Source organism: Staphylococcus sp. HMSC62D11 (assembly GCF_001839145.1).
GTDB lineage: Bacteria > Bacillota > Bacilli > Staphylococcales > Staphylococcaceae > Staphylococcus > Staphylococcus lugdunensis.
Window position 1 is genome coordinate 241554 of sequence record NZ_KV840197.1, and the last position, 20394, is coordinate 261947.

General features: G+C 35.0%; 17 protein-coding genes. 16 read left to right on the top strand and 1 reads right to left on the bottom strand.

Translation table 11 applies throughout. The annotated features are described in order from the left end of the window. Positions 1-402: 402 nt before the first annotated feature. The 14 genes from HMPREF3267_RS09315 to clpP all read left to right on the top strand — a co-directional run bounded on the left by HMPREF3267_RS09315 (position 403) and on the right by clpP (position 16572). Positions 403-1374, top strand: coding sequence for a COG3942 and LysM peptidoglycan-binding domain-containing protein (locus tag HMPREF3267_RS09315; protein ID WP_062078669.1), 972 nt, complete (start codon positions 403-405; stop codon positions 1372-1374). 159 nt (positions 1375-1533) lie between these two features. After that, entirely contained in the window at positions 1534-2175 is a 642-nt protein-coding gene (locus HMPREF3267_RS09320) for a YfbR-like 5'-deoxynucleotidase (RefSeq protein ID WP_002479337.1), read from the top strand. Between the two features lie 5 nt (positions 2176-2180). Continuing rightward, entirely contained in the window at positions 2181-2414 is a 234-nt protein-coding gene (locus HMPREF3267_RS09325; protein ID WP_002459710.1) for a CsbA family protein, read from the top strand. Between the two features lie 238 nt (positions 2415-2652). Then, positions 2653-4638: an excinuclease ABC subunit UvrB gene (gene uvrB / locus HMPREF3267_RS09330; protein WP_002459709.1), complete on the top strand. Its 1986-nt coding sequence runs from the start codon at positions 2653-2655 to the stop codon at positions 4636-4638. A 7-nt stretch (positions 4639-4645) separates the two neighbouring features. Beyond that, the gene (uvrA, locus tag HMPREF3267_RS09335) at positions 4646-7480 is read left to right on the top strand and encodes an excinuclease ABC subunit UvrA (RefSeq protein ID WP_037544764.1); all 2835 of its coding nucleotides are present in this window, start codon (positions 4646-4648) and stop codon (positions 7478-7480) included. 367 nt (positions 7481-7847) lie between these two features. Next, entirely contained in the window at positions 7848-8783 is a 936-nt protein-coding gene (gene hprK / locus HMPREF3267_RS09340; protein ID WP_002459707.1) for an HPr(Ser) kinase/phosphatase, read from the top strand. 3 nt (positions 8784-8786) lie between these two features. Then, positions 8787-9635 carry a prolipoprotein diacylglyceryl transferase gene (gene lgt, locus HMPREF3267_RS09345; protein WP_062078671.1) on the top strand — a complete coding sequence of 283 codons (849 nt, stop codon included), beginning with the start codon at positions 8787-8789 and terminating at the stop codon, positions 9633-9635. Next, entirely contained in the window at positions 9632-10111 is a 480-nt protein-coding gene (locus HMPREF3267_RS09350; RefSeq protein ID WP_002479333.1) for an acyltransferase, read from the top strand. Before lgt ends, HMPREF3267_RS09350 begins: the two co-directional genes overlap by 4 nt. A gap of 11 nt (positions 10112-10122) precedes the next feature. Continuing rightward, complete coding sequence (locus HMPREF3267_RS09355) at positions 10123-11562, top strand: tetratricopeptide repeat protein (protein ID WP_062078673.1); 1440 nt, start codon at positions 10123-10125, stop codon at positions 11560-11562. 64 nt (positions 11563-11626) lie between these two features. Continuing rightward, positions 11627-12565 (top strand): thioredoxin-disulfide reductase, encoded by a 939-nt coding sequence (gene trxB / locus HMPREF3267_RS09360; RefSeq protein ID WP_002479331.1) that lies wholly within the window; start codon positions 11627-11629, stop codon positions 12563-12565. 155 nt (positions 12566-12720) lie between these two features. Then, positions 12721-13632 (top strand): RNase adapter RapZ, encoded by a 912-nt coding sequence (gene rapZ, locus HMPREF3267_RS09365; RefSeq protein ID WP_002459702.1) that lies wholly within the window; start codon positions 12721-12723, stop codon positions 13630-13632. Continuing rightward, positions 13629-14636 carry a gluconeogenesis factor YvcK family protein gene (yvcK, locus tag HMPREF3267_RS09370; protein ID WP_002459701.1) on the top strand — a complete coding sequence of 336 codons (1008 nt, stop codon included), beginning with the start codon at positions 13629-13631 and terminating at the stop codon, positions 14634-14636. The genes rapZ and yvcK overlap by 4 nt, the downstream gene beginning before the upstream one ends. Before the next feature lie 45 nt (positions 14637-14681). Further along, positions 14682-15626: a DNA-binding protein WhiA gene (gene whiA / locus HMPREF3267_RS09375; protein ID WP_062078675.1), complete on the top strand. Its 945-nt coding sequence runs from the start codon at positions 14682-14684 to the stop codon at positions 15624-15626. A gap of 358 nt (positions 15627-15984) precedes the next feature. Then, a complete protein-coding gene (gene clpP, locus HMPREF3267_RS09385; RefSeq protein WP_002459699.1) occupies positions 15985-16572 on the top strand; it encodes an ATP-dependent Clp endopeptidase proteolytic subunit ClpP in 588 nt (195 codons plus the stop codon). A 303-nt stretch (positions 16573-16875) separates the two neighbouring features. On the opposite strand, the gene HMPREF3267_RS09390 is transcribed toward clpP, so the two are convergent. Further along, positions 16876-17775: a TIGR01777 family oxidoreductase gene (locus HMPREF3267_RS09390; protein WP_002479329.1), complete on the bottom strand. Its 900-nt coding sequence runs from the start codon at positions 17773-17775 to the stop codon at positions 16876-16878. Between the two features lie 598 nt (positions 17776-18373). Between HMPREF3267_RS09390 and HMPREF3267_RS09395 the strand changes: the two genes are divergently transcribed. Beyond that, positions 18374-19003, top strand: a complete 630-nt coding sequence (locus HMPREF3267_RS09395; RefSeq protein WP_062078677.1) for a DUF4887 domain-containing protein — start codon at positions 18374-18376, stop codon at positions 19001-19003. A gap of 352 nt (positions 19004-19355) precedes the next feature. Beyond that, positions 19356-20375, top strand: a complete 1020-nt coding sequence (locus tag HMPREF3267_RS09400; protein WP_002479327.1) for a sugar-binding transcriptional regulator — start codon at positions 19356-19358, stop codon at positions 20373-20375. The last annotated feature ends 19 nt before the right edge of the window (positions 20376-20394 follow it).

The window sequence follows — 20394 nt, forward strand, 5'->3', positions numbered from 1 at the left end:
ACCAAGTTTATTTCAATCCTAGTCAACCTTGCCAGAGCGGGACAGAATTCATTATGAATTCTGTCCCGCTCTCGTTTTAAATATAGGTAACGCAACATTATATTAAGATAGCGTAATGCTTTTTATTAGACACCTTGTATAGAAATAGTAAGGTTGGAACTTATTGTAAAAAATTTATTGCTTTTAGAATTGCTAAAACTCTAAGATTTGATTGTTTGTTTACGCATTACTAAACAAAATGGATGTAAAATGCAGTTATTTATATTACTTAACCCTAGTAAATGCATCAAAATATAGGGAAAATATAAACTTTATGTTACATAGTGATAACAATAGCCAATTCGCAACGACTTTATGCTAGTCTAAGATTAAATCAGACTACAAATGAAAAGGAATGACATCATGAAGAAAACAATAACAGCAACAGTTTCATCAGTAGCCGCATTTTTAGCTGTAAATGGTATTGCGGATGCTTCTCCGGCTAAACCAGTTAAAGCGCAAACAACGATTAATAATTTAGATACATCACATACAGAAGCTGTAACAGCAAATAATTATTCTGAAAATGATATCGTGGTAGTGAAATCAGGCGATTCATTAAATTCAATTGCTTCTGCTCATCATATTACAGTGACAGATATTTATAACTTTAACCCAGGAGTTACTGAATTAATTCATCCGGGGGACTTAATCGCAGTTTCTAGCAAAGGTGCTGCATTACTTGGTACTAATATTAATGGTGCAACTTATACCGAAGTATCTTCGTCAAATCAACCACAAGATATTGCGCATTTAGTTACATCGACAACATCATATGATAAACAACATGATTTAACTTTTGATGAGTTAACACATGCAAATGCAACAACAAGCTCACAATCACATGTGACTTCTGGCACTGCAGGATCTCAAAGCTATCATAATAATACGCAAGCATCATCATACAACGGCCAACAAACATCAGCGCCAGCACATCATAATGCAGTAACACATCATCGCTACCATTATGGTTCATCACCAGCGCCTAACAAATATAAATCTGTAGCTAATCAAGGCAACCTATATGCATATGGCAACTGCACATACTATGTCTTTAATCGTCGTAGTGAATTAGGACGTTCAATTGGCAGTACTTGGGGCAATGCAAATAACTGGGCTTATTCAGCAAAAAGAGCTGGATTTACCGTTAATAATACTCCAGCAGTAGGTGCGATTTTCCAAACAGGTGCAGGCTATTATGGACACGTTGGCGTAGTTGAACGTGTGAACAGCAATGGTTCTATTTATGTATCTGAAATGAATTATAATGGACATTTCAATAATGTCACACATCGTTCAATTTATAATGTGAGCAGTTATAAATATATTCATTAATAACAACAGCTTAATTAAGGTGAGGCTTTGAATGCAAATGCATTGAGGAAGTCTCACCTTTATTTATTTTTTATGATAGAGTTACTTTCTTTAACATAGTTGCTTGGTATAATAAAGCTAAGTATCATCAGCGATAAAATAATAGAAAGGATGACTAGTATGGCAATTCACCAGTATTTTAAAAGATTATCAGACTTAGAAAAGTTAATAAGATTGCCTGGTAAATTTAAATATTTTGAACATAATGTTGCTGCGCATTCTTTTAAAGTCACTAAAATAGCACAATATTTAGCAACCGTTGAGGCACATCATGGTAACGAAGTTGATTGGAAAAGTTTGTATGAAAAGGCACTTAATCATGATTTTGCTGAAGTGTTTACTGGTGATATAAAAACGCCAGTGAAGTATGCAAGTAGAGAACTTAAAATGTTATTTTCCCAAGTAGAAGAAGAAATGGTAAATACATTTGTCAATGAAGAGATTCCTGAACCTTATCAAGATATTTATCGCCAGAGATTACAAGAGGGAAAAGATGATTCTTTAGAAGGGCAAATACTAGCAGTAGCTGATAAAATAGACTTACTATATGAAACGTTTGGAGAAATTCAAAAACGTAATCCTGAACCCTTATTTTTCGAAATATATGAAAATAGCCTAGAAACAATAATTCAATTTGATCATTTAGTTTCGGTGCAAGACTTTATTGAGAATGTAATTCCAGAAATGTTAACCGAAAACTTTATTCCTAGAACAGAATTACGCGAGACAACGATGTCAATCTTAAAACAAAGAAATGGGTGAACATCATGATTTGGTATGTCTGTGCTGCGTTATTTCCATGTTTATTAGTCGTCTTGTTTAGTGTTGTAACAAGAAATAAATGGATTGGAACGCTGGTCGCATTGATTTTAATTGCAACGTCCATATATAAAGGTTTTTTTCACAATGAATGGATCATATTTTTAGATGTCGTTTCATTATTAGCTGGTTATGTTATCATTGATAATCTTAAATTACATCAATCACATGATAATGACTAACGAACGTCGAATATGATGTTTAAAATTAAAAATATGATAAACGCTAGCAGTTCAAACTGACCATGAAGAAGGACAAACATAGTAGCAACACTGTGTTTGTTTTTTGTTTAAAAGAATAAAAGATTTAACGGGATGTTTAGCGAACAAACGTTTGTATTTTTGTTGAATTATCTGTTAGAATAGAAAATAAATCGAGCAAAGTATATGATGAGACAAACGATAGGAGGCGTATCTTAATATGGTTGAGCACGTACCATTTAAACTAAAATCTGAATTTGAGCCACAAGGTGACCAACCTCAAGCAATTCAAAAGATTGTTAAGGGCATTAATGAAGGTAAGCGACATCAAACATTATTGGGAGCAACTGGTACAGGTAAGACATTTACAATGAGCAATGTAATTAAAGAGGTTGGCAAACCTACTTTGATTATCGCCCATAACAAAACCTTGGCAGGTCAACTCTATAGTGAATTCAAAGAGTTTTTCCCAGAAAATAGAGTCGAATATTTTGTTAGTTATTATGATTACTATCAACCAGAAGCTTATGTGCCTTCCACAGATACATTTATCGAAAAGGATGCTTCAATTAATGATGAAATCGACCAGTTACGCCATTCAGCTACAAGTGCTTTATTTGAACGCGATGATGTTATTATTATCGCAAGTGTGAGTTGCATTTACGGTTTAGGTAATCCTGAAGAATACAAGGATTTAGTTGTTAGTGTGCGTGTCGGTATGGAAATGGAGCGGACAGAACTTTTAAGAAAATTAGTCGATGTTCAGTATTCTAGAAATGATATAGATTTTCAACGCGGAACTTTTAGAGTGCGTGGCGATGTCGTAGAAATTTTCCCAGCTTCAAGAGAAGAAATGTGCATCAGGGTGGAATTTTTTGGCGATGAAATTGATCGTATTAGAGAAGTAAATTATTTAACGGGTGAAGTGTTGAGAGAAAGAGAACACTTCGCTATTTTCCCAGCCTCTCACTTCGTCACTCGAGATGAGAAGATGCAATTAGCGATTCAACGAATTGAAAAGGAACTTGAAGAACGACTTAAGGAATTACGAGCTGAAAATAAATTATTAGAAGCACAACGTTTAGAGCAACGGACAAATTATGATTTGGAAATGATGCGAGAAATGGGTTTTTGTTCGGGGATTGAAAACTATTCAGTACACCTAACATTAAGACCTTTGGGATCAACTCCTTATACATTATTAGATTATTTTGGTGATGATTGGCTAGTTATGATAGATGAGTCACACGTAACTTTACCGCAAATAAGAGGCATGTATAACGGTGATAGAGCACGTAAACAAGTGCTTGTGGATCATGGATTTAGATTGCCGAGTGCACTAGATAACCGACCGTTAATGTTTGAAGAGTTTGAGGATAAGACAAAGCAACTCGTATATGTATCAGCTACACCGGGACCTTATGAACTAGAACATACGGATGAAATGGTAGAACAAATTATTCGACCTACAGGCCTATTAGATCCTAAAATTGACGTCAGACCAACCGAAAATCAAATTGATGATTTATTAGGCGAAATACAAGAACGTGTTGAACGTAATGAACGCGTATTAGTGACAACATTAACGAAAAAAATGAGTGAAGATCTAACAACGTACATGAAAGAAGCGGGAATTAAAGTAAATTATCTTCATTCGGAAATTAAAACATTAGAACGTATTGAAATCATTAGGGATTTACGTATGGGTACGTATGATGTCATTGTTGGCATTAACTTATTACGAGAGGGTATTGATATACCAGAAGTATCGTTAGTCGTCATTTTAGATGCGGATAAAGAAGGTTTCCTACGTTCAAATCGGTCATTAATTCAAACGATTGGACGTGCGGCGCGTAATGATCGAGGTGAAGTCATCATGTATGCAGATAAGATGACCGATTCTATGAAGTACGCCATAGACGAAACTCAACGTCGTCGTGAAATACAAACCGCACACAATGAAAAATATGGTATTACACCGCAAACGATTCATAAACGGATACACGATGTTATCAGTGCTACTGTTGAGAATGATGAAACAAATGCACAAGAGCAAACTACAGTTCCTAAGAAAATGACGAAAAAAGAACGACAAAAAACAATTGAAAATATCGAAAAAGAAATGAAAAAAGCAGCAAAAGAATTGGACTTCGAGAAAGCAACAGAGTTAAGAGATATGTTGTTTGAACTAAAATCAGAAGGGTGACAGTTACATGAAAGGACCAAGTATAGTAGTTAAAGGGGCGCGTGCGCATAATTTAAAGGATATCGATATTGAGCTGCCTAAAAATAAATTAATCGTTATGACTGGATTGTCGGGATCTGGAAAATCTTCATTAGCCTTCGATACCATTTATGCTGAAGGGCAACGTCGCTATGTTGAGTCATTAAGTGCATATGCTCGGCAATTTTTAGGACAGATGGATAAGCCTGATGTTGATACGATTGAAGGCTTATCTCCTGCAATATCTATCGATCAAAAGACGACAAGTAAAAATCCACGTTCCACAGTGGCTACAGTAACGGAAATATATGATTATATTCGTTTACTCTATGCTAGGGTAGGTAAAGCCTATTGTCCCAATCATGGTATAGAGATTGAGTCCCAAACTGTTCAGCAAATGGTTGATCGTATATTAGAACTTGAAGAACGTACTAAAATTCAAATTTTGGCACCTGTGATTTCTCATAGAAAAGGGAGCCATGAAAAGTTAATAGAAAGCATTGGTAAGAAAGGATATGTACGCTTAAGAGTGGATGGTGATATCGTCGATGTTAATGAAGTCCCACCACTAGATAAGAATAAAAATCATACGCTTGAAGTGGTTGTCGATCGTTTAGTTGTGAAGCCAGGTATTGAAACACGATTAGCTGATTCAATTGAAACGGGTTTAGAATTAGCAGAAGGAAACATTACAGTCAATGTTATTGATGGTGAAGATCTTAAATTTTCTGAGAATCATGCATGTCCTATTTGTGGCTTTTCAATCGGTGAATTGGAACCAAGAATGTTTAGTTTCAATAGTCCATTTGGTGCTTGTCCTACATGTGACGGTCTAGGTCAAAGGTTGACGGTTGACTTAGATTTAGTTATTCCAGATAAGAATAAGACGTTAAATGAAGGAGCCATTGAACCATGGGAACCTACGAGTTCAGATTTTTACCCAACATTACTTGCCCGAGTATGTGAGGTATACAAAATCAATATGGATAAACCATTTAAAAAGTTAACGGATAGACAGCAAAATATTTTATTAAATGGTTCTGGAGACAAAGAAATTGAGTTTTCTTTTTCTAGTAGAAATGGTGGTACACGTCATAGAAAAATGACTTTTGAGGGTGTCTTACCTAATATTAGTCGACGTTTTCATGAATCACCTTCTGAATATACACGTGAAATGATGAGTAAATATATGACTGAATTGCCATGTGAAACATGCCATGGTAAACGACTAAGTCAAGAAGCGCTATCTGTTTATGTGGGTCAATACAATATCGGTGAAGTTGTCGAATATTCGATTGGTAAAGCTTTAGATTACTTTAAGAATTTAGTGCTGTCTGAACAAGATAGAGCAATTGCTAATCAAATTTTAAAAGAAATTATTGCACGATTATCATTTTTAAATAATGTTGGTCTAGAATATTTAACATTAAATCGAGCATCAGGTTCTCTGTCAGGTGGAGAAGCACAGCGTATTCGTTTAGCAACGCAAATAGGTTCACGATTAACAGGTGTATTGTATGTTCTTGATGAACCATCTATTGGTTTACATCAGCGCGACAATGATCGTTTAATTCATACATTGAAAGAAATGAGAGACCTTGGCAATACACTTATTGTTGTCGAACATGATGACGACACGATGCGCGCTGCGGATTATCTTGTTGATGTTGGTCCTGGTGCAGGAAATCATGGCGGAGAAATTGTTTCGAGTGGTACCCCAGACAAGGTTATGAAAGATAAGAAATCGCTCACTGGTCAATACTTAAGTGGTCAAAAACGCATTGACGTACCTGAACATCGAAGAGCGATTACTGAACGTAAATTAAGTATTAAAGGTGCTAGAAGCAACAATTTGAAAAATGTGGATGTAGACATTCCATTGTCAGTAATGAATGTTGTCACTGGTGTTTCGGGTTCCGGAAAAAGTTCATTAGTGAATGAAGTATTATACAAAGCGCTAGCTCAAGCGATAAACAATTCAAAAGTTAAGCCAGGTGACTATGACAAGATTATCGGTATGGAACAGTTAGATAAAATTATCGATATTGATCAATCGCCAATTGGTCGTACACCACGATCAAATCCTGCGACTTATACGGGTGTATTTGATGATATACGCAATGTCTTTGCACAAACGAATGAAGCTAAAATAAGAGGTTATCAAAAAGGACGCTTTAGCTTTAACGTTAAAGGCGGTCGTTGCGAAGCATGTAAAGGTGACGGCATTATCAAAATTGAAATGCATTTCTTACCGGATGTATACGTACCTTGTGAAGTCTGTGATGGACAACGCTACAATCGAGAAACGCTCGAAGTGACGTATAAAGGGAAGAATATTGCGCAAGTATTAGACATGACTGTTGAAGAAGCGACACATTTCTTTGAAAATATACCTAAAATTCATCGAAAATTGCAGACACTGGTTGATGTAGGTTTAGGTTATATTACACTTGGACAACAAGCTACAACGTTATCTGGTGGTGAAGCACAGCGTGTTAAACTTGCTTCAGAACTGCATAAACGATCAACGGGACGTTCGATTTATATATTAGATGAACCAACAACAGGATTGCATGTTGATGATATTCGACGTTTGCTTAAAGTTTTGAATCGATTAGTAGAAAACGGTGATACGGTAGTCATCATTGAACACAATTTAGATGTAATCAAGACAGCAGACCATATTATTGATTTAGGGCCTGAAGGTGGCGATGGTGGCGGTACAATTGTTGCCACTGGAACACCAGAGGAAATTTCAAATGTTGATGCATCCTATACAGGACAATATTTGAAAAATGTCTTAGCACGTGATAAAGCAGAATAACAATTGAACTAGTTTGATATGTATTTTGACTATAGGCTGAAGGTAGGCTTAAGAAAGACGTCAATAGTACAACGTATTGTATAGAAGCCAGTAAATGAGTTTTCTCATGAATTCATTTACTGGTTATTTTTCTAACAATCATCTCCAGACATGTATTATATCCGATTAAAAGCTTCAGTTAAGTGTGACTTTGATTGATGTTATTTATTTTTGTTGCTGTGAAATATATCAGTGTAACGACAATAATATGATATTACGGTATCGTATTATAAATATTCCATTTTGAATGAACTTTTATATAACTTGGTGTGATATTTTTGATATGATAAGAAGTGAACAATTTCAAGTTACGTTTTGAGGTGAACCCATGCTTACAACAAAAAAGTTAGTTGAGCTATTAAAGTTAGAATTGCTTGTTGGGGAAAAAGGACTAAATAAACAAATTAAGAATACGGATATTTCACGACCTGGGCTTGAGATGGCAGGTTATTTTTCGCACTATGCATCAGACCGAATTCAGTTATTAGGTACGACAGAATTATCATTTTATAATTTACTTCCAGATGACGAAAGACAAGGTCGTATGCGAAAATTATGTCGACCTGATACGCCTGCTATTATAGTGACAAGAGGTTTAGAGCCGCCTAAAGAATTGATTGAAGCTGCCACTGAAATGAATACACCATTAATTGTCTCTAGCGATGCGACTACAAGTTTAATGAGTAGACTTACAACTTTTTTAGAACATCAACTTGCGCGTTCTACATCGTTGCATGGCGTTTTAGTAGATGTTTATGGCGTAGGTGTATTGATCACCGGAGATTCAGGTATTGGGAAAAGTGAAACAGCACTTGAATTAGTCAAACGTGGACACCGTCTAGTAGCCGATGATAACGTTGAAATAAGAGAAATATCTAAAGACGAACTTATTGGTAAACCGCCAAAACTTATCGAACATTTACTTGAGATACGTGGATTAGGTGTTATCAATGTGATGACTCTATTTGGTGCAGGTTCCATTTTGACAGAAAAGCAAATCCGACTAAATATTAATTTAGAAAATTGGAATAAAGAAAAACTCTACGATAGAGTAGGCTTACATGAAGAAAAATTACGCATACTAGATACTGAAATCACAAAGAAAACAATTCCAGTTCGACCAGGACGAAACGTGGCAGTTATTATTGAAGTTGCAGCCATGAATTATCGCTTAAATATCATGGGCATTAATACTGCCGAGGAATTTAACGAACGTTTGAACGCAGAAATTAGAAAAAATGGACATAATCATGAGGAGCACTAACGTATGAATTTAATGGTAAGTTATATAAATCCAGTAGCAATTGAATTAGGCCCTTTATCGATAAAATGGTATGGGATTATTATTGCTTGTGGCATTTTGCTGGGCTATTTTGTCGCCCAAAAGAGTTTAATCAATGTAGGATTACATAAAGACACACTTGTAGATATTATTTTTTACTGTGCATTATTTGGCTTTTTAGCAGCACGAATTTATTTCGTTATTTTTCAATGGCCGTATTATGCACAGAATCCAGCTGAGATACCTAAAATTTGGCACGGTGGTATAGCGATACACGGTGGGTTACTCGGTGGGTTTATCACTGGAATAATTATATGTAAGCTAAGAAACCTCCATCCATTTCAAATTGGTGATATTGTTGCGCCAAGTATTATCTTAGCGCAAGGTATTGGTCGTTGGGGTAACTTTATGAATCATGAAGCGCATGGTGGTCCTGTATCACGTGCGTTTTTAGAACAACTACATCTTCCAGAGTTTATTATCAATAACATGTACATTGAAGGTACATATTATCATCCGACATTTTTATATGAATCCATTTGGGATGTTGCTGGTTTCGTCATACTCTTAACATTGCGTAAGTATTTACGAATTGGAGAAACATTCTTTAGTTACTTAATTTGGTATTCTATTGGTCGCTTTTTTGTTGAAGGCCTACGTACCGATAGCTTAATGTTGACAAGTCATATTCGTGTGGCACAACTTGTTTCAATCATTTTGATACTCGTCGGTTTAACTTTTATTGTCTACCGACGTTTAAAATATAAAGCCCCAGTTTATAAAGATGCAGGTCCACTTACCTGGCCAAGTCAGACGGCGAAGGTTAAGCGATGAGACGATTACAAAAACGTAGTAGTACAGGCATTAATCCATTATGGCATATGTATCGTTTTATTCGTTTTCCAAAAGTGTTGAAGCAAACCGTTATTATAGAATTTTGTCGTTTTATTCCTAGCATGCCATTGAAGCGATATGTCTATCGACGCTTTTTAAATATGTCTATCGGTCAAGCTACTGCAATTGCTTATAAAGTAACACCAGATTTATTTTATCCAGAACTTATAAGCATTGGTGATAACTGTGTGATTGGGTATAATACTACAATATTAACTCATGAAATTCTTGTTGATGAATATCGACAAGGTCAAGTGATAATAGGAGACCATACGATGATAGGTGCCAATGTGACGATTTTACCAGGCGTATATATTGGTAAGCATGTGATTATTGCTGCGGGTTCAATTGTATCGAAAGATATTCCAGATGGTTGTTTTGCTTGCGGTAATCCAATTCAAATACATAGGAAGTGAGGTGACCAACAGTGAATCAACAAGATGATAATGTCATACATGTGAAATTTAATAATCATTTTTATCTTAAAATGGCAGACGAAAAATTTGAAAATGAAGATTGGGAACAGGCAGCTGAATATTACAGTCGAATAATGGAACATGAGTCAGATAATATTGAAGTTATTACCAATTATACAACTGCATTAAAAGAGTTGGGACGATACAAAGAAGCAATTGCGATTAATTTTGATTTAGTTGCTAAAAATGAACATGTTCGCTCGGCATTTAACAATATTAGCAATGTTTATTTCAAATTGAAAGATCATTATAAGTGGTTTATTTTTGCCATGTCTAGTGCTGCTATGTCTAAGGACGTGGATATAAGAGCTATCTTTGAAGACGTACATCAGGTAGAATACGATGATGAAGAAAAATTTTACACGGAAGTAATGCTAGTTTCATTCCAATATGTATTTCAATATTTACTGACACAACAACGCTTTGAAGATGCTAAAAATTATATTTCTCATTTAGAACACCCACTGCGCAAACAACACATTGTTCAAAATTCTCTTGTACTATGTCATATCTATTTACGAGAATATCAGCAAGCGAAAAGAATATGTGAGCGTTTGTTAAAAGAAGATTCCTCTGACGTATACGCATTATGTCATTATACATTGGTGCTATATATTACTAATAATAAAGAAAAGTTTAATAAATATATGAAAGTAATGAAAAAGATTAGACCAATGAACGATGACGAGAGATTTAAACTTGGTATCATTCTTAGTTATTTAAAGCAATATGAAGCGTCTCAAAAGTTATTACTACCACTTTATCGTAAAAGTAAATTTCCCTCACCTCAAATGTACAATGCTTTAAGCTTTAACCATTATTACCTAGGAAATGAAATCGAAAGTGAAGCCATGTGGAAAAAGCTCCAGCATTTGGCAAAAAACGAAGTCGGTCCACCTCCATGGACGCTTGAGGATAGTAAAGAAAAATTTAATCAGAAAGTACTGCCATTATTACTTCATGATAATAATCATTATAGACTATACGGTATCTTTTTACTTAATCAATTAAATGGTAAAGAAATATTTATGACAGAAGAAATATGGGCCATTTTAGAAGAAATGACAGATTATGAAAAATTATATTTAACGTATCTGATACAAGGACTGAAACTAACAAAATTAGATTTTATCCATCGTGGCTTAGTTGAATTATATAAAAATAAACAACTGCAACAAGATATGGAACTGTCTATTAGTTGGATTGATACCGCAGAAGCACTTATTGCAAGTAAAGTGGATTATAATGAAATGGAACGCTATTTAGCTGCACATGTATATCTCTATTATCGCCACACAGCATTAAAAATGACAAAACGAGAAATCTTTGATTGGCTAGGTGTCACAAAATATAAGTTAGATTCAGCAGTAAAATACTTGTTGAGCATATAAATTTTATCGGTAATGATTATGGTTTATAATGCGCATGGTAAAGATAAACGAGGAGGCATATAAAATGACTGAAGTAAATTATGACGTTGCTATTATCGGAGCTGGACCAGCCGGTATGACAGCAGCGGTTTATGCATCACGTGCGAACTTAAGTACAGTTATGATTGAACGTGGTATGCCAGGTGGCCAAATGGCAAATACAGAAGAAGTTGAAAACTTTCCAGGCTTTGAAATGATTACAGGCCCAGATCTTTCTACTAAAATGTTTGAACATGCAAAGAAATTCGGTGCTGAATATCAATACGGGGATATTAAATCTATTGAAGATCAAGGTGACTATAAAGTCATTCATCTTGGTAATAAAGAAGTGACAGCACGTGCAGTTATTATTGCTACAGGTGCAGAATATAAAAAAATAGGCGTGCCTGGTGAACAAGAATTAGGTGGCCGTGGAGTAAGTTATTGTGCTGTATGTGATGGTGCCTTCTTTAAAAATAAAAATCTATTTGTTATTGGCGGCGGTGATTCAGCAGTTGAGGAAGGAACCTTCTTAACGAAATTTGCAGACAAAGTAACGATTGTACATCGACGAGACGAACTGCGTGCACAAAAAATCTTGCAAGATCGTGCATTTAAAAATGATAAAGTCAACTTTATTTGGAGTCACACGTTGAAATCAATTAACGATAAAGATGGAAAAGTTGGTTCAGTGACACTCGTATCAACTAAAGATGGTTCAGAACAAACATTAGATGCAGATGGTGTGTTTATCTATATAGGTATGAAACCATTAACTGCACCATTCCTTGATTTAGGTATTACTAATGAAACTGGCTATATTGTAACTAAAGACGACATGAGTACAGCGGTTCCTGGCATCTATGCTGCTGGAGATGTGCGCGATAAAGGTTTACGCCAAATTGTTACGGCAACAGGTGATGGTAGTATCGCCGCACAAAGTGCCATTGATTATATTGAAGAATTGAAAGACAAAGAAGCTTAAATTTAAGCATGTGCACAGTATGATATAAAGCCAGTACTATTTAGATTAAAATGGTACTGGCTTTTATTTACATACTTACATTTGTTTAAGCTATACGTTATGATTAAAGCATATAAAAATAAGTTGGAATAAAAAGTTATGGTGGTGATTCTGATATGACTCAATCAGAAAGGGAAATAAGTAAAAGTGAATTACTCGTTGTAACTGGTCTATCTGGGGCCGGTAAATCACTCGTTATTCAAAGCTTGGAGGATATTGGCTTTTTTTGTGTGGACAATTTGCCGCCAATATTATTGCCAAAATTTGTAGAGCTTATGGAACAAGGCAACCCTTCATTGCATAAAGTAGCCATAGCTATTGATTTACGTGGGAAAGAACTATTCACCTCACTCGTACAAGAAATTGATAACATAAAAAGTCGCAATGACGTTATTGTTGATGTTATGTTTTTAGAAGCGAGTACAGAAAAGCTTATTTCACGCTATAAAGAATCAAGACGTGCCCATCCGTTGAATGTAAAAGGAGAAGTATCGTTAATTGATGCGATTGAAGAAGAGCGCCAACTGCTTTCAAGAATACGCACAATTGCTAATTATATAGTAGACACAACAACGATGAAACCGAAAGAATTAAGAACACGTGTTAATAAGTATTTTAAAGATGAAACATTTAAATCATTTAGTATCAATGTTACTAGCTTTGGATTTAAACATGGCATTCAAAAAGACGCCGACTTAGTATTTGATGTACGTTTTTTGCCAAATCCGTACTATGTTGAAGACTTAAGACCGATGACTGGTGAAGATGAACCTGTATATAATTATGTTATGAAATGGAAAGAAACTGAAATTTTCTTTGATAAACTAATGGATTTATTAAAATTTATGATTCCAGGTTATAAAAAAGAGGGTAAATCTCAATTAGTGATTGCAATCGGGTGTACAGGCGGTCAACATCGTTCTGTAGCACTTGCGCGACGCATCGGAGAAAAGCTCGATGAAATTTTTGACTATAATGTATATGTTCATCATAGAGATGCGCATATTGAAAGTGGCGTGAATAAATGAAAAAGCTAAAAATTGTGCTTATCGGTGGTGGCACAGGACTATCCGTATTAGCAAGAGGACTTAGAAACTATCCAATAGATATTACTGCAATTGTGACGGTGGCAGATGATGGTGGTAGTACAGGCGTAATACGTAATGAAATGGATATTCCGGCACCAGGAGATATTCGCAATGTCATCGCAGCATTAAGTGACGCTGAACCTATCATACAAGATTTATTTCAATATCGCTTTGAAGCTAATCAAATTGGCGGCCATTCGTTAGGCAATTTATTATTGGCAGCACTGACAAATATAGAAAATGATTTTGGTCACGCAGTAAAAGAACTGAGTAAAATATTAAACATCAAAGGTAAAGTTATCCCATCAACTAATACGAGCGTTAAATTAAATGCCGTTTTTAAAGATGGAGAAATTGTTTCTGGTGAGTCCAGCATACCAAAACGCAATAAACAAATTGAACGGGTCTATTTAGAGCCAAGCGATGTAAAACCAATGGATGAAGCAGTACAAGCCATAAAAGAGGCCGATTTAATCGTTCTAGGACCAGGTTCACTCTATACAAGCGTCATATCAAATTTATGTGTCAACGGCATCCAGAAAGCACTATTTGATACCGACGCACCAAAGTTATATGTAGCAAATGTAATGACGCAACCAGGTGAAACCAATGGTTATGATGTGTTAGACCATATTAATGCGATACATAAGCATGCAGGTAAAGATTTTATCAAATATGTGATATGTAACACGCAATTATATGATGAAGCAGTGCTAGCACATTATAAGAAACAGAATGCTGAACCTGTAGCAGCCCATTATGACATGTTAACAGCTAAAGGATTAAAGGTAATTACAGCTTCCAACTTAATCGAAGTGTCTAAAGATTATCGGGTAAGGCACAACAACGAAGTGTTAGCCAAATTAATATATGATATAGCACTAGATTTAACAAGTACAATACCGTTTAAACCAACACGGCATCAATCAAAATCTAACGATTAGACTGTTAGTAGTTGACAATGACGCGATTAGAAAGGTGAAGGTAACATGAGTTTTGCTTCTGAAATGAAAAATGAATTAACACGAATTGAAGTTGACGATTTAAATGCGAAAGCAGAACTTAGTGCATTGATTCGAATGAACGGTGCGCTTAGTCTTTCTAATCAGCAATTCGTCATTAATGTGCAAACTGAAAATGCAGCAACAGCACGTCGTATTTATTCATTAATTAAACGTGTGTTTGATGTTGAGGTAGAAATCTTAGTACGTAAAAAGATGAAATTAAAGAAAAATAATATATATATTTGTCGGACAAAAGTGCAGGCAAAAGAAATATTAGATGCTCTTGGAATATTGAAAAATGGGATCTTTACCTATGATATTGATAAAGAAATTATTCAAGATGATGAAATGAGACGTAGTTATTTACGCGGCGCATTCTTAGCGGGGGGATCGGTAAATAATCCCGAGACCTCTTCATACCATTTAGAAATATTTTCACAGTATGAAGATCATTCAGAAGGCTTAGTAAAATTAATGAACCACTATGAGCTAAATGCGAAACATTTAGAACGTAAAAAGGGAAGTATTGCTTATCTGAAGGAAGCAGAAAAAATATCAGATTTCTTAAGTCTTATTGGTGGTTACCAGGCTTTATTAAAATTTGAAGATGTACGAATCGTGCGCGACATGAGAAATTCAGTAAATCGTTTGGTAAATTGTGAAACGGCGAATTTAAATAAGACTGTAAGTGCTGCAATGAAGCAAGTTGAAAGCATTCGGCTTATCGACCAAGAGATTGGATTAGATAATCTACCAGACCGTTTACGTGAAATAGCTAAGCTACGTGTTGAGCATCAAGAGATTTCATTAAAAGAATTAGGTGAAATGTTATCGACAGGAGCCATTTCTAAATCTGGTGTTAACCATCGATTACGCAAATTAAATGAATTAGCAGATAAAATCAGAAGCGGAGAAAAAATCGATTTATAATAGTTTCATACAGTATTTAATCATGATTTATATAACACATAGAAAACACCCGAATGGTTTGAGATTGATTAAACCATTCGGGTGTTTTAATATGTAGCCCCCTCGAGAGGAATCGAACCTCTATTGTAAGAACCGGAATCTTAAGTGTTATCCATTACACTACGAGGGGTAAATAAAATATAATCAAAACGCTGTACTCATTGCGTGTTTAACAGTACAATCTAGTTTAGTGAGCGAATCTAGTTTACAAAATGTAGAACCAAACGTCAATAAGATAAATTAATAAAGCGTCTTTTTTGACCATTTTTGACTTTTAAGGTAAACTAACATTACTAGTTATTATAAGGAGGCAATATGAATGAATTTAATTCCTACAGTAATTGAAACAACAAACCGTGGAGAACGTGCCTATGACATCTATTCACGTTTATTAAAAGACCGTATTATCATGTTAGGATCAGCAATTGATGATAACGTTGCGAATTCAATTGTATCACAATTATTGTTTTTACAAGCACAAGATTCTGAAAAAGATATTTATTTATATATCAATTCACCAGGTGGAAGTGTAACAGCTGGTTTTGCAATTTATGATACAATTCAACATATCAAACCAGACGTACAAACGATTTGTATTGGTATGGCAGCATCAATGGGGTCATTCTTATTAGCTGCTGGCGCTAAAGGTAAACGTTTTGCATTACCAAATGCTGAAGTAATGATTCACCAACCACTAGGTGGTGCTCAAGGTCAAGCAACTGAAATTGAAATCGCAGCAAACCATATTTTAAAAACACGTGAAAAATTAAATCGTATTTTAGCTGAACGTACTGGTCAATCTATTGAACAAATTCAAAAAGATACAGATCGTGATAATTTCTTAACTGCTGAAGAAGCGAAAGCGTATGGCTTAATTGATGAAGTCATGGAACCAGAAGACAAATAATATATACAATTCAACAGAGCAAAAATTGCTTGAGACATCAATGTCTCAGACAAGTAGAAGAAGGCGATTTCTATTGAAATTTAGTAGAGATCGCCTTCTTCATTATTAATATATTAAGTAACAATAAGACCACACAAAAGAACCAACATGACGAAGTATTGAATATAGAAGAAGCACAAAGATGATTTATGTCAAACCATCTTTGTGCTAATATTTTATGATTTATGTCCCAGCTTGTTCAGCCTATATTGACATTAGGTGACTGAATTGAAAATGAATTTTGTTCTGCTTCCTTTTAAATATTTATTGAACTAAATCATCTAATGCTGATTTTAAATGAGGATAGCTAAATTGGAAACCTAGCGCTTCGAGTTTATTTGGTAACACCTTTTGTGTATCTAATACAACGGTTGACATTTCACCAAGTACAGTACGTAACACGAATGCTGGCACCCATGTTTCGTGTGGTCGATGCATGGCGCGTCCTAAAGTATAGCCAAATAAATTTTGACGTTCGGCGATAGGTGCTGCAAAATTAAATGGGCCTGCTGCATCTGGTTCATCAATAGTGAAAAGAATAGCACGTACTAGGTCATCAATATGAATCCATGAATACCATTGGAATCCAGAGCCTAATTTTCCACCAACGAAAAATTTATAAGGTAATTCCATCGTTTGTAGTGCACCACCATCATCAGATAAAATCATGCTGAATCTTCCTAAAATCACACGCGTTCCGAATTGTTCAAATTTCTTGGCAAAACGTTCCCATTGATATACAACATCAGATAGAAAATCAAAAGGTGACGTTTGATATAACTCAGTATAAGAACGATTGATATCAGGTGGATAATAACCCATTGCACTTGCATTAAATAACACTTCAGGTTTATCTGAGCGCTGTTCAAATAATGACACTAATGCTTGAGTAGATTGGATACGACTAGTCATAATGAGTTGTTTATAGCTATCAGTCCAGCGTTTATTTAAGGTAGCGCCTGCTAAATTTATAACAACATCAATATGACCAATTTCTTGCTCCCACCCGTCTTTAGACCAGTTAACATAGGTAATATGATTATTTTGACTGACTTTATCGCTACGCGTGAGAATGGTGATTTGTGCTGATTCACGTTGTAAAATACGATCCACAAGATGGTGTCCTACCATGCCGGTACCACCAGTGATTAAATAATGTTTCATGCAAGTCACCTCTATAATTTTTTTCTTTTAAGAACTATTATTAATAGTCATTATAATTGTTCAAACTTTATACAATAGTTAGTCATTAATATGTCATTTACTTTCTTTATAAATGGTTTTAAATCATTTTGAATAAGTTATAATAAAAGCGTACCTTCGATAATTAATTAGACATCTCTTAATTAGTATGAGTATACCCCATATTATACCCTCGAAGGTAAATTTTGACTCCCTTTAGTAGTGACCCATGCGATAAGCGTATGGGTCTATTTTACTATATAATTGTAAAACCACTAACAACAGATATGCTAACAATACCTATTAATATCATTCTTTATCATCCCACGCATAATATCAACTTTTATGTTTCAAAGTTACAATATGATAGCTGATTTTTTCAATTATTTAACTAAAATTAGAGGGATGTAAGGAAATCTTAATAATTAAATTAATGTTCCCAAGAACTGAAAATGTTATCATATAAATGATAATAAAAAAGTGAGTTGTGTATGAATATCTTTTAATGACATATTGATGTAAAATGTACCATCATAATAGTAAATTATTATACTCAAATATAGAGAAGTGAGGGAGCCTATTGTCTAAGGAAAATAAACAGTTCAATGATTATGAAGATTCAGATAAGAAACGTATGGGCACAGGCGCAAAAGTGATAAGTATCATAACAGTATTATTGCTTTTAGGTGGATTAGTTTTTGCAGTCTTTTCATTTGTAGACCATTCTAATCGTGCCAATGAAAGACTTAACAAACAGTCAACTGAGGAAAAGAAAGAAGATTCAAAGAAAAAAGACAATAAAACGAATGAGCAAAAGAAAAAGCAACCGACGCAAGAAACACAACAAACGCAGCAACAAGTTCCACAAACGCAACAAACACCTCAGACAACGCAACAGCCACCAGCGACACAACAAAAGCCAAGAAAACCTTCCACTGAGGAACGGAATACACAAGAGAAAAATACTAAAGAGCCGTCTACCGAAGAAAATAATCAGCCTGACAAGACTAAAGAACCAGCTACGCAAGAAAAGTCTAAAGAAAGCAATTCGCGAAACGACAATAAGACGCCAACGAGAGAATCTTCAGGTCAACAACGCTCAAATAAACCATCAGCACAGCAACCTTCTTCAAATCAAAATGGACAACAAAATAAACAGCGTAACAGTCACCAATCGAACACATCACAATCAACATCTAAAGCGCAATAAAGATAAAATCATCAAGCTACTCATATAAGTGACTAGTTTGATGATTTTTTATCTATGAAGCATTTTAGGCACAAAATTTATAGCTTACATCTCGTACGTAGACGATTATCATTGGTGTATCAGGGTAAGAAAATACAAGTATTAAAAGGAAAGTCGTTTAATAGTCAGACTATTGATAATTTTTTGCAATTAAATTTAAAAAAGTCGGTCAAATGTCTTGCATTTTTAAACATCACATAGTACTATTGCAGTGTAGAAAGGTTAGATTTTGTCCCGCGTGGGACTATAAACGTCAAACCTAGTTATAATTTCTACTCATTACCTTTTTTATAAAAAGAGGAGGAAGGTAGTAGTGAAAGACTTGATGAAAGTTCAACAAAAGCTCATACCTGACCTTGTTGATAAAATGTATCGTCGGTTTTCTATCTTAACTACTATCTCTAAAAACCAACCTGTAGGTCGACGTAGTTTAAGTGAATACATGGACATGACAGAACGTGTATTGAGAGCTGAAACGGATATGTTAAAAAAGCAAGAACTGATACGAGTTAAGACAACAGGTATGGAAATTACTGAAGAAGGTAAAATGGTTGTTGAATATCTCAATGATTATTTTAATGTTTATTCAGATGATCATCAGATGGCACAGCAAATTAGAGAGATTTATAATTTGAAAGAAGTTCATGTTATACCGGGTAATTGTGACACTACCGAAACGGTAAAAGCAGAAATGGGTAGACAAGCTGGACAGTTACTTGAAGGTATACTTTATGAAGATGCAATTGTATCTGTTACTGGCGGATCCACAATGGCTCGTGTCAGTGAAGCGATGCATTTACTACCTTTCAATGTCTTCTTCGTTCCAGCGCGTGGGGGCCTAGGAGAAAATATGGTCTATCAAGCAAACACCATTTCAGCAAGCATGGCACAACAAACAGGTGGTTATTACACTTCATTGTATGTGCCAGATAATGTGAGCGAAACAACTTATAATACGTTGATGATGGAACCGTCTGTCATTCATACATTAGACAAAATTAAGCAAGCAAATATTACAATACACGGTATCGGTGATGCGCTGAAAATGGCGCATAGACGTCATTCCTCTAAAGAGGTTGTTGAAAAACTTCAACATCACCATGCCGTAGCCGAGGCATTTGGTTATTATTTTGATGCTTATGGTCAAGTAGTGCATAAAGTTAAAACAATTGGACTACAACTCGAAGACCTAGAATCAAAGGAATTTATATTTGCAGTAGCTGGTGGCAAATCGAAAGGGCAAGCTATTAAAGCTTATCTCAGTATTGCGCCAGACAACACAGTCCTTATCACAGATGAGGAAGCCGCAAAGGTAATATTAAATAAGGAATAAAAAGTTATTTGACTTTTTA

Excerpts from the sequence above, each read along its gene's own strand:
- rapZ (WP_002459702.1), top strand. The coding sequence starts at position 12,721 with ATGACTCAATCAGAAAGGGAAATAAGTAAAAGTGAATTACTCGTTGTA.
- yvcK (WP_002459701.1), top strand. The coding sequence starts at position 13,629 with ATGAAAAAGCTAAAAATTGTGCTTATCGGTGGTGGCACAGGACTATCC.
- trxB (WP_002479331.1), top strand. The coding sequence starts at position 11,627 with ATGACTGAAGTAAATTATGACGTTGCTATTATCGGAGCTGGACCAGCC.
- HMPREF3267_RS09350 (WP_002479333.1), top strand. The coding sequence starts at position 9,632 with ATGAGACGATTACAAAAACGTAGTAGTACAGGCATTAATCCATTATGG.
- lgt (WP_062078671.1), top strand. The coding sequence starts at position 8,787 with ATGAATTTAATGGTAAGTTATATAAATCCAGTAGCAATTGAATTAGGC.
- HMPREF3267_RS09320 (WP_002479337.1), top strand. The coding sequence starts at position 1,534 with ATGGCAATTCACCAGTATTTTAAAAGATTATCAGACTTAGAAAAGTTA.
- uvrA (WP_037544764.1), top strand. The coding sequence starts at position 4,646 with ATGAAAGGACCAAGTATAGTAGTTAAAGGGGCGCGTGCGCATAATTTA.
- whiA (WP_062078675.1), top strand. The coding sequence starts at position 14,682 with ATGAGTTTTGCTTCTGAAATGAAAAATGAATTAACACGAATTGAAGTT.
- HMPREF3267_RS09390 (WP_002479329.1), bottom strand. The coding sequence starts at position 17,775 with ATGAAACATTATTTAATCACTGGTGGTACCGGCATGGTAGGACACCAT.
- HMPREF3267_RS09325 (WP_002459710.1), top strand. The coding sequence starts at position 2,181 with ATGATTTGGTATGTCTGTGCTGCGTTATTTCCATGTTTATTAGTCGTC.
- clpP (WP_002459699.1), top strand. The coding sequence starts at position 15,985 with ATGAATTTAATTCCTACAGTAATTGAAACAACAAACCGTGGAGAACGT.
- hprK (WP_002459707.1), top strand. The coding sequence starts at position 7,848 with ATGCTTACAACAAAAAAGTTAGTTGAGCTATTAAAGTTAGAATTGCTT.
- uvrB (WP_002459709.1), top strand. The coding sequence starts at position 2,653 with ATGGTTGAGCACGTACCATTTAAACTAAAATCTGAATTTGAGCCACAA.
- HMPREF3267_RS09315 (WP_062078669.1), top strand. The coding sequence starts at position 403 with ATGAAGAAAACAATAACAGCAACAGTTTCATCAGTAGCCGCATTTTTA.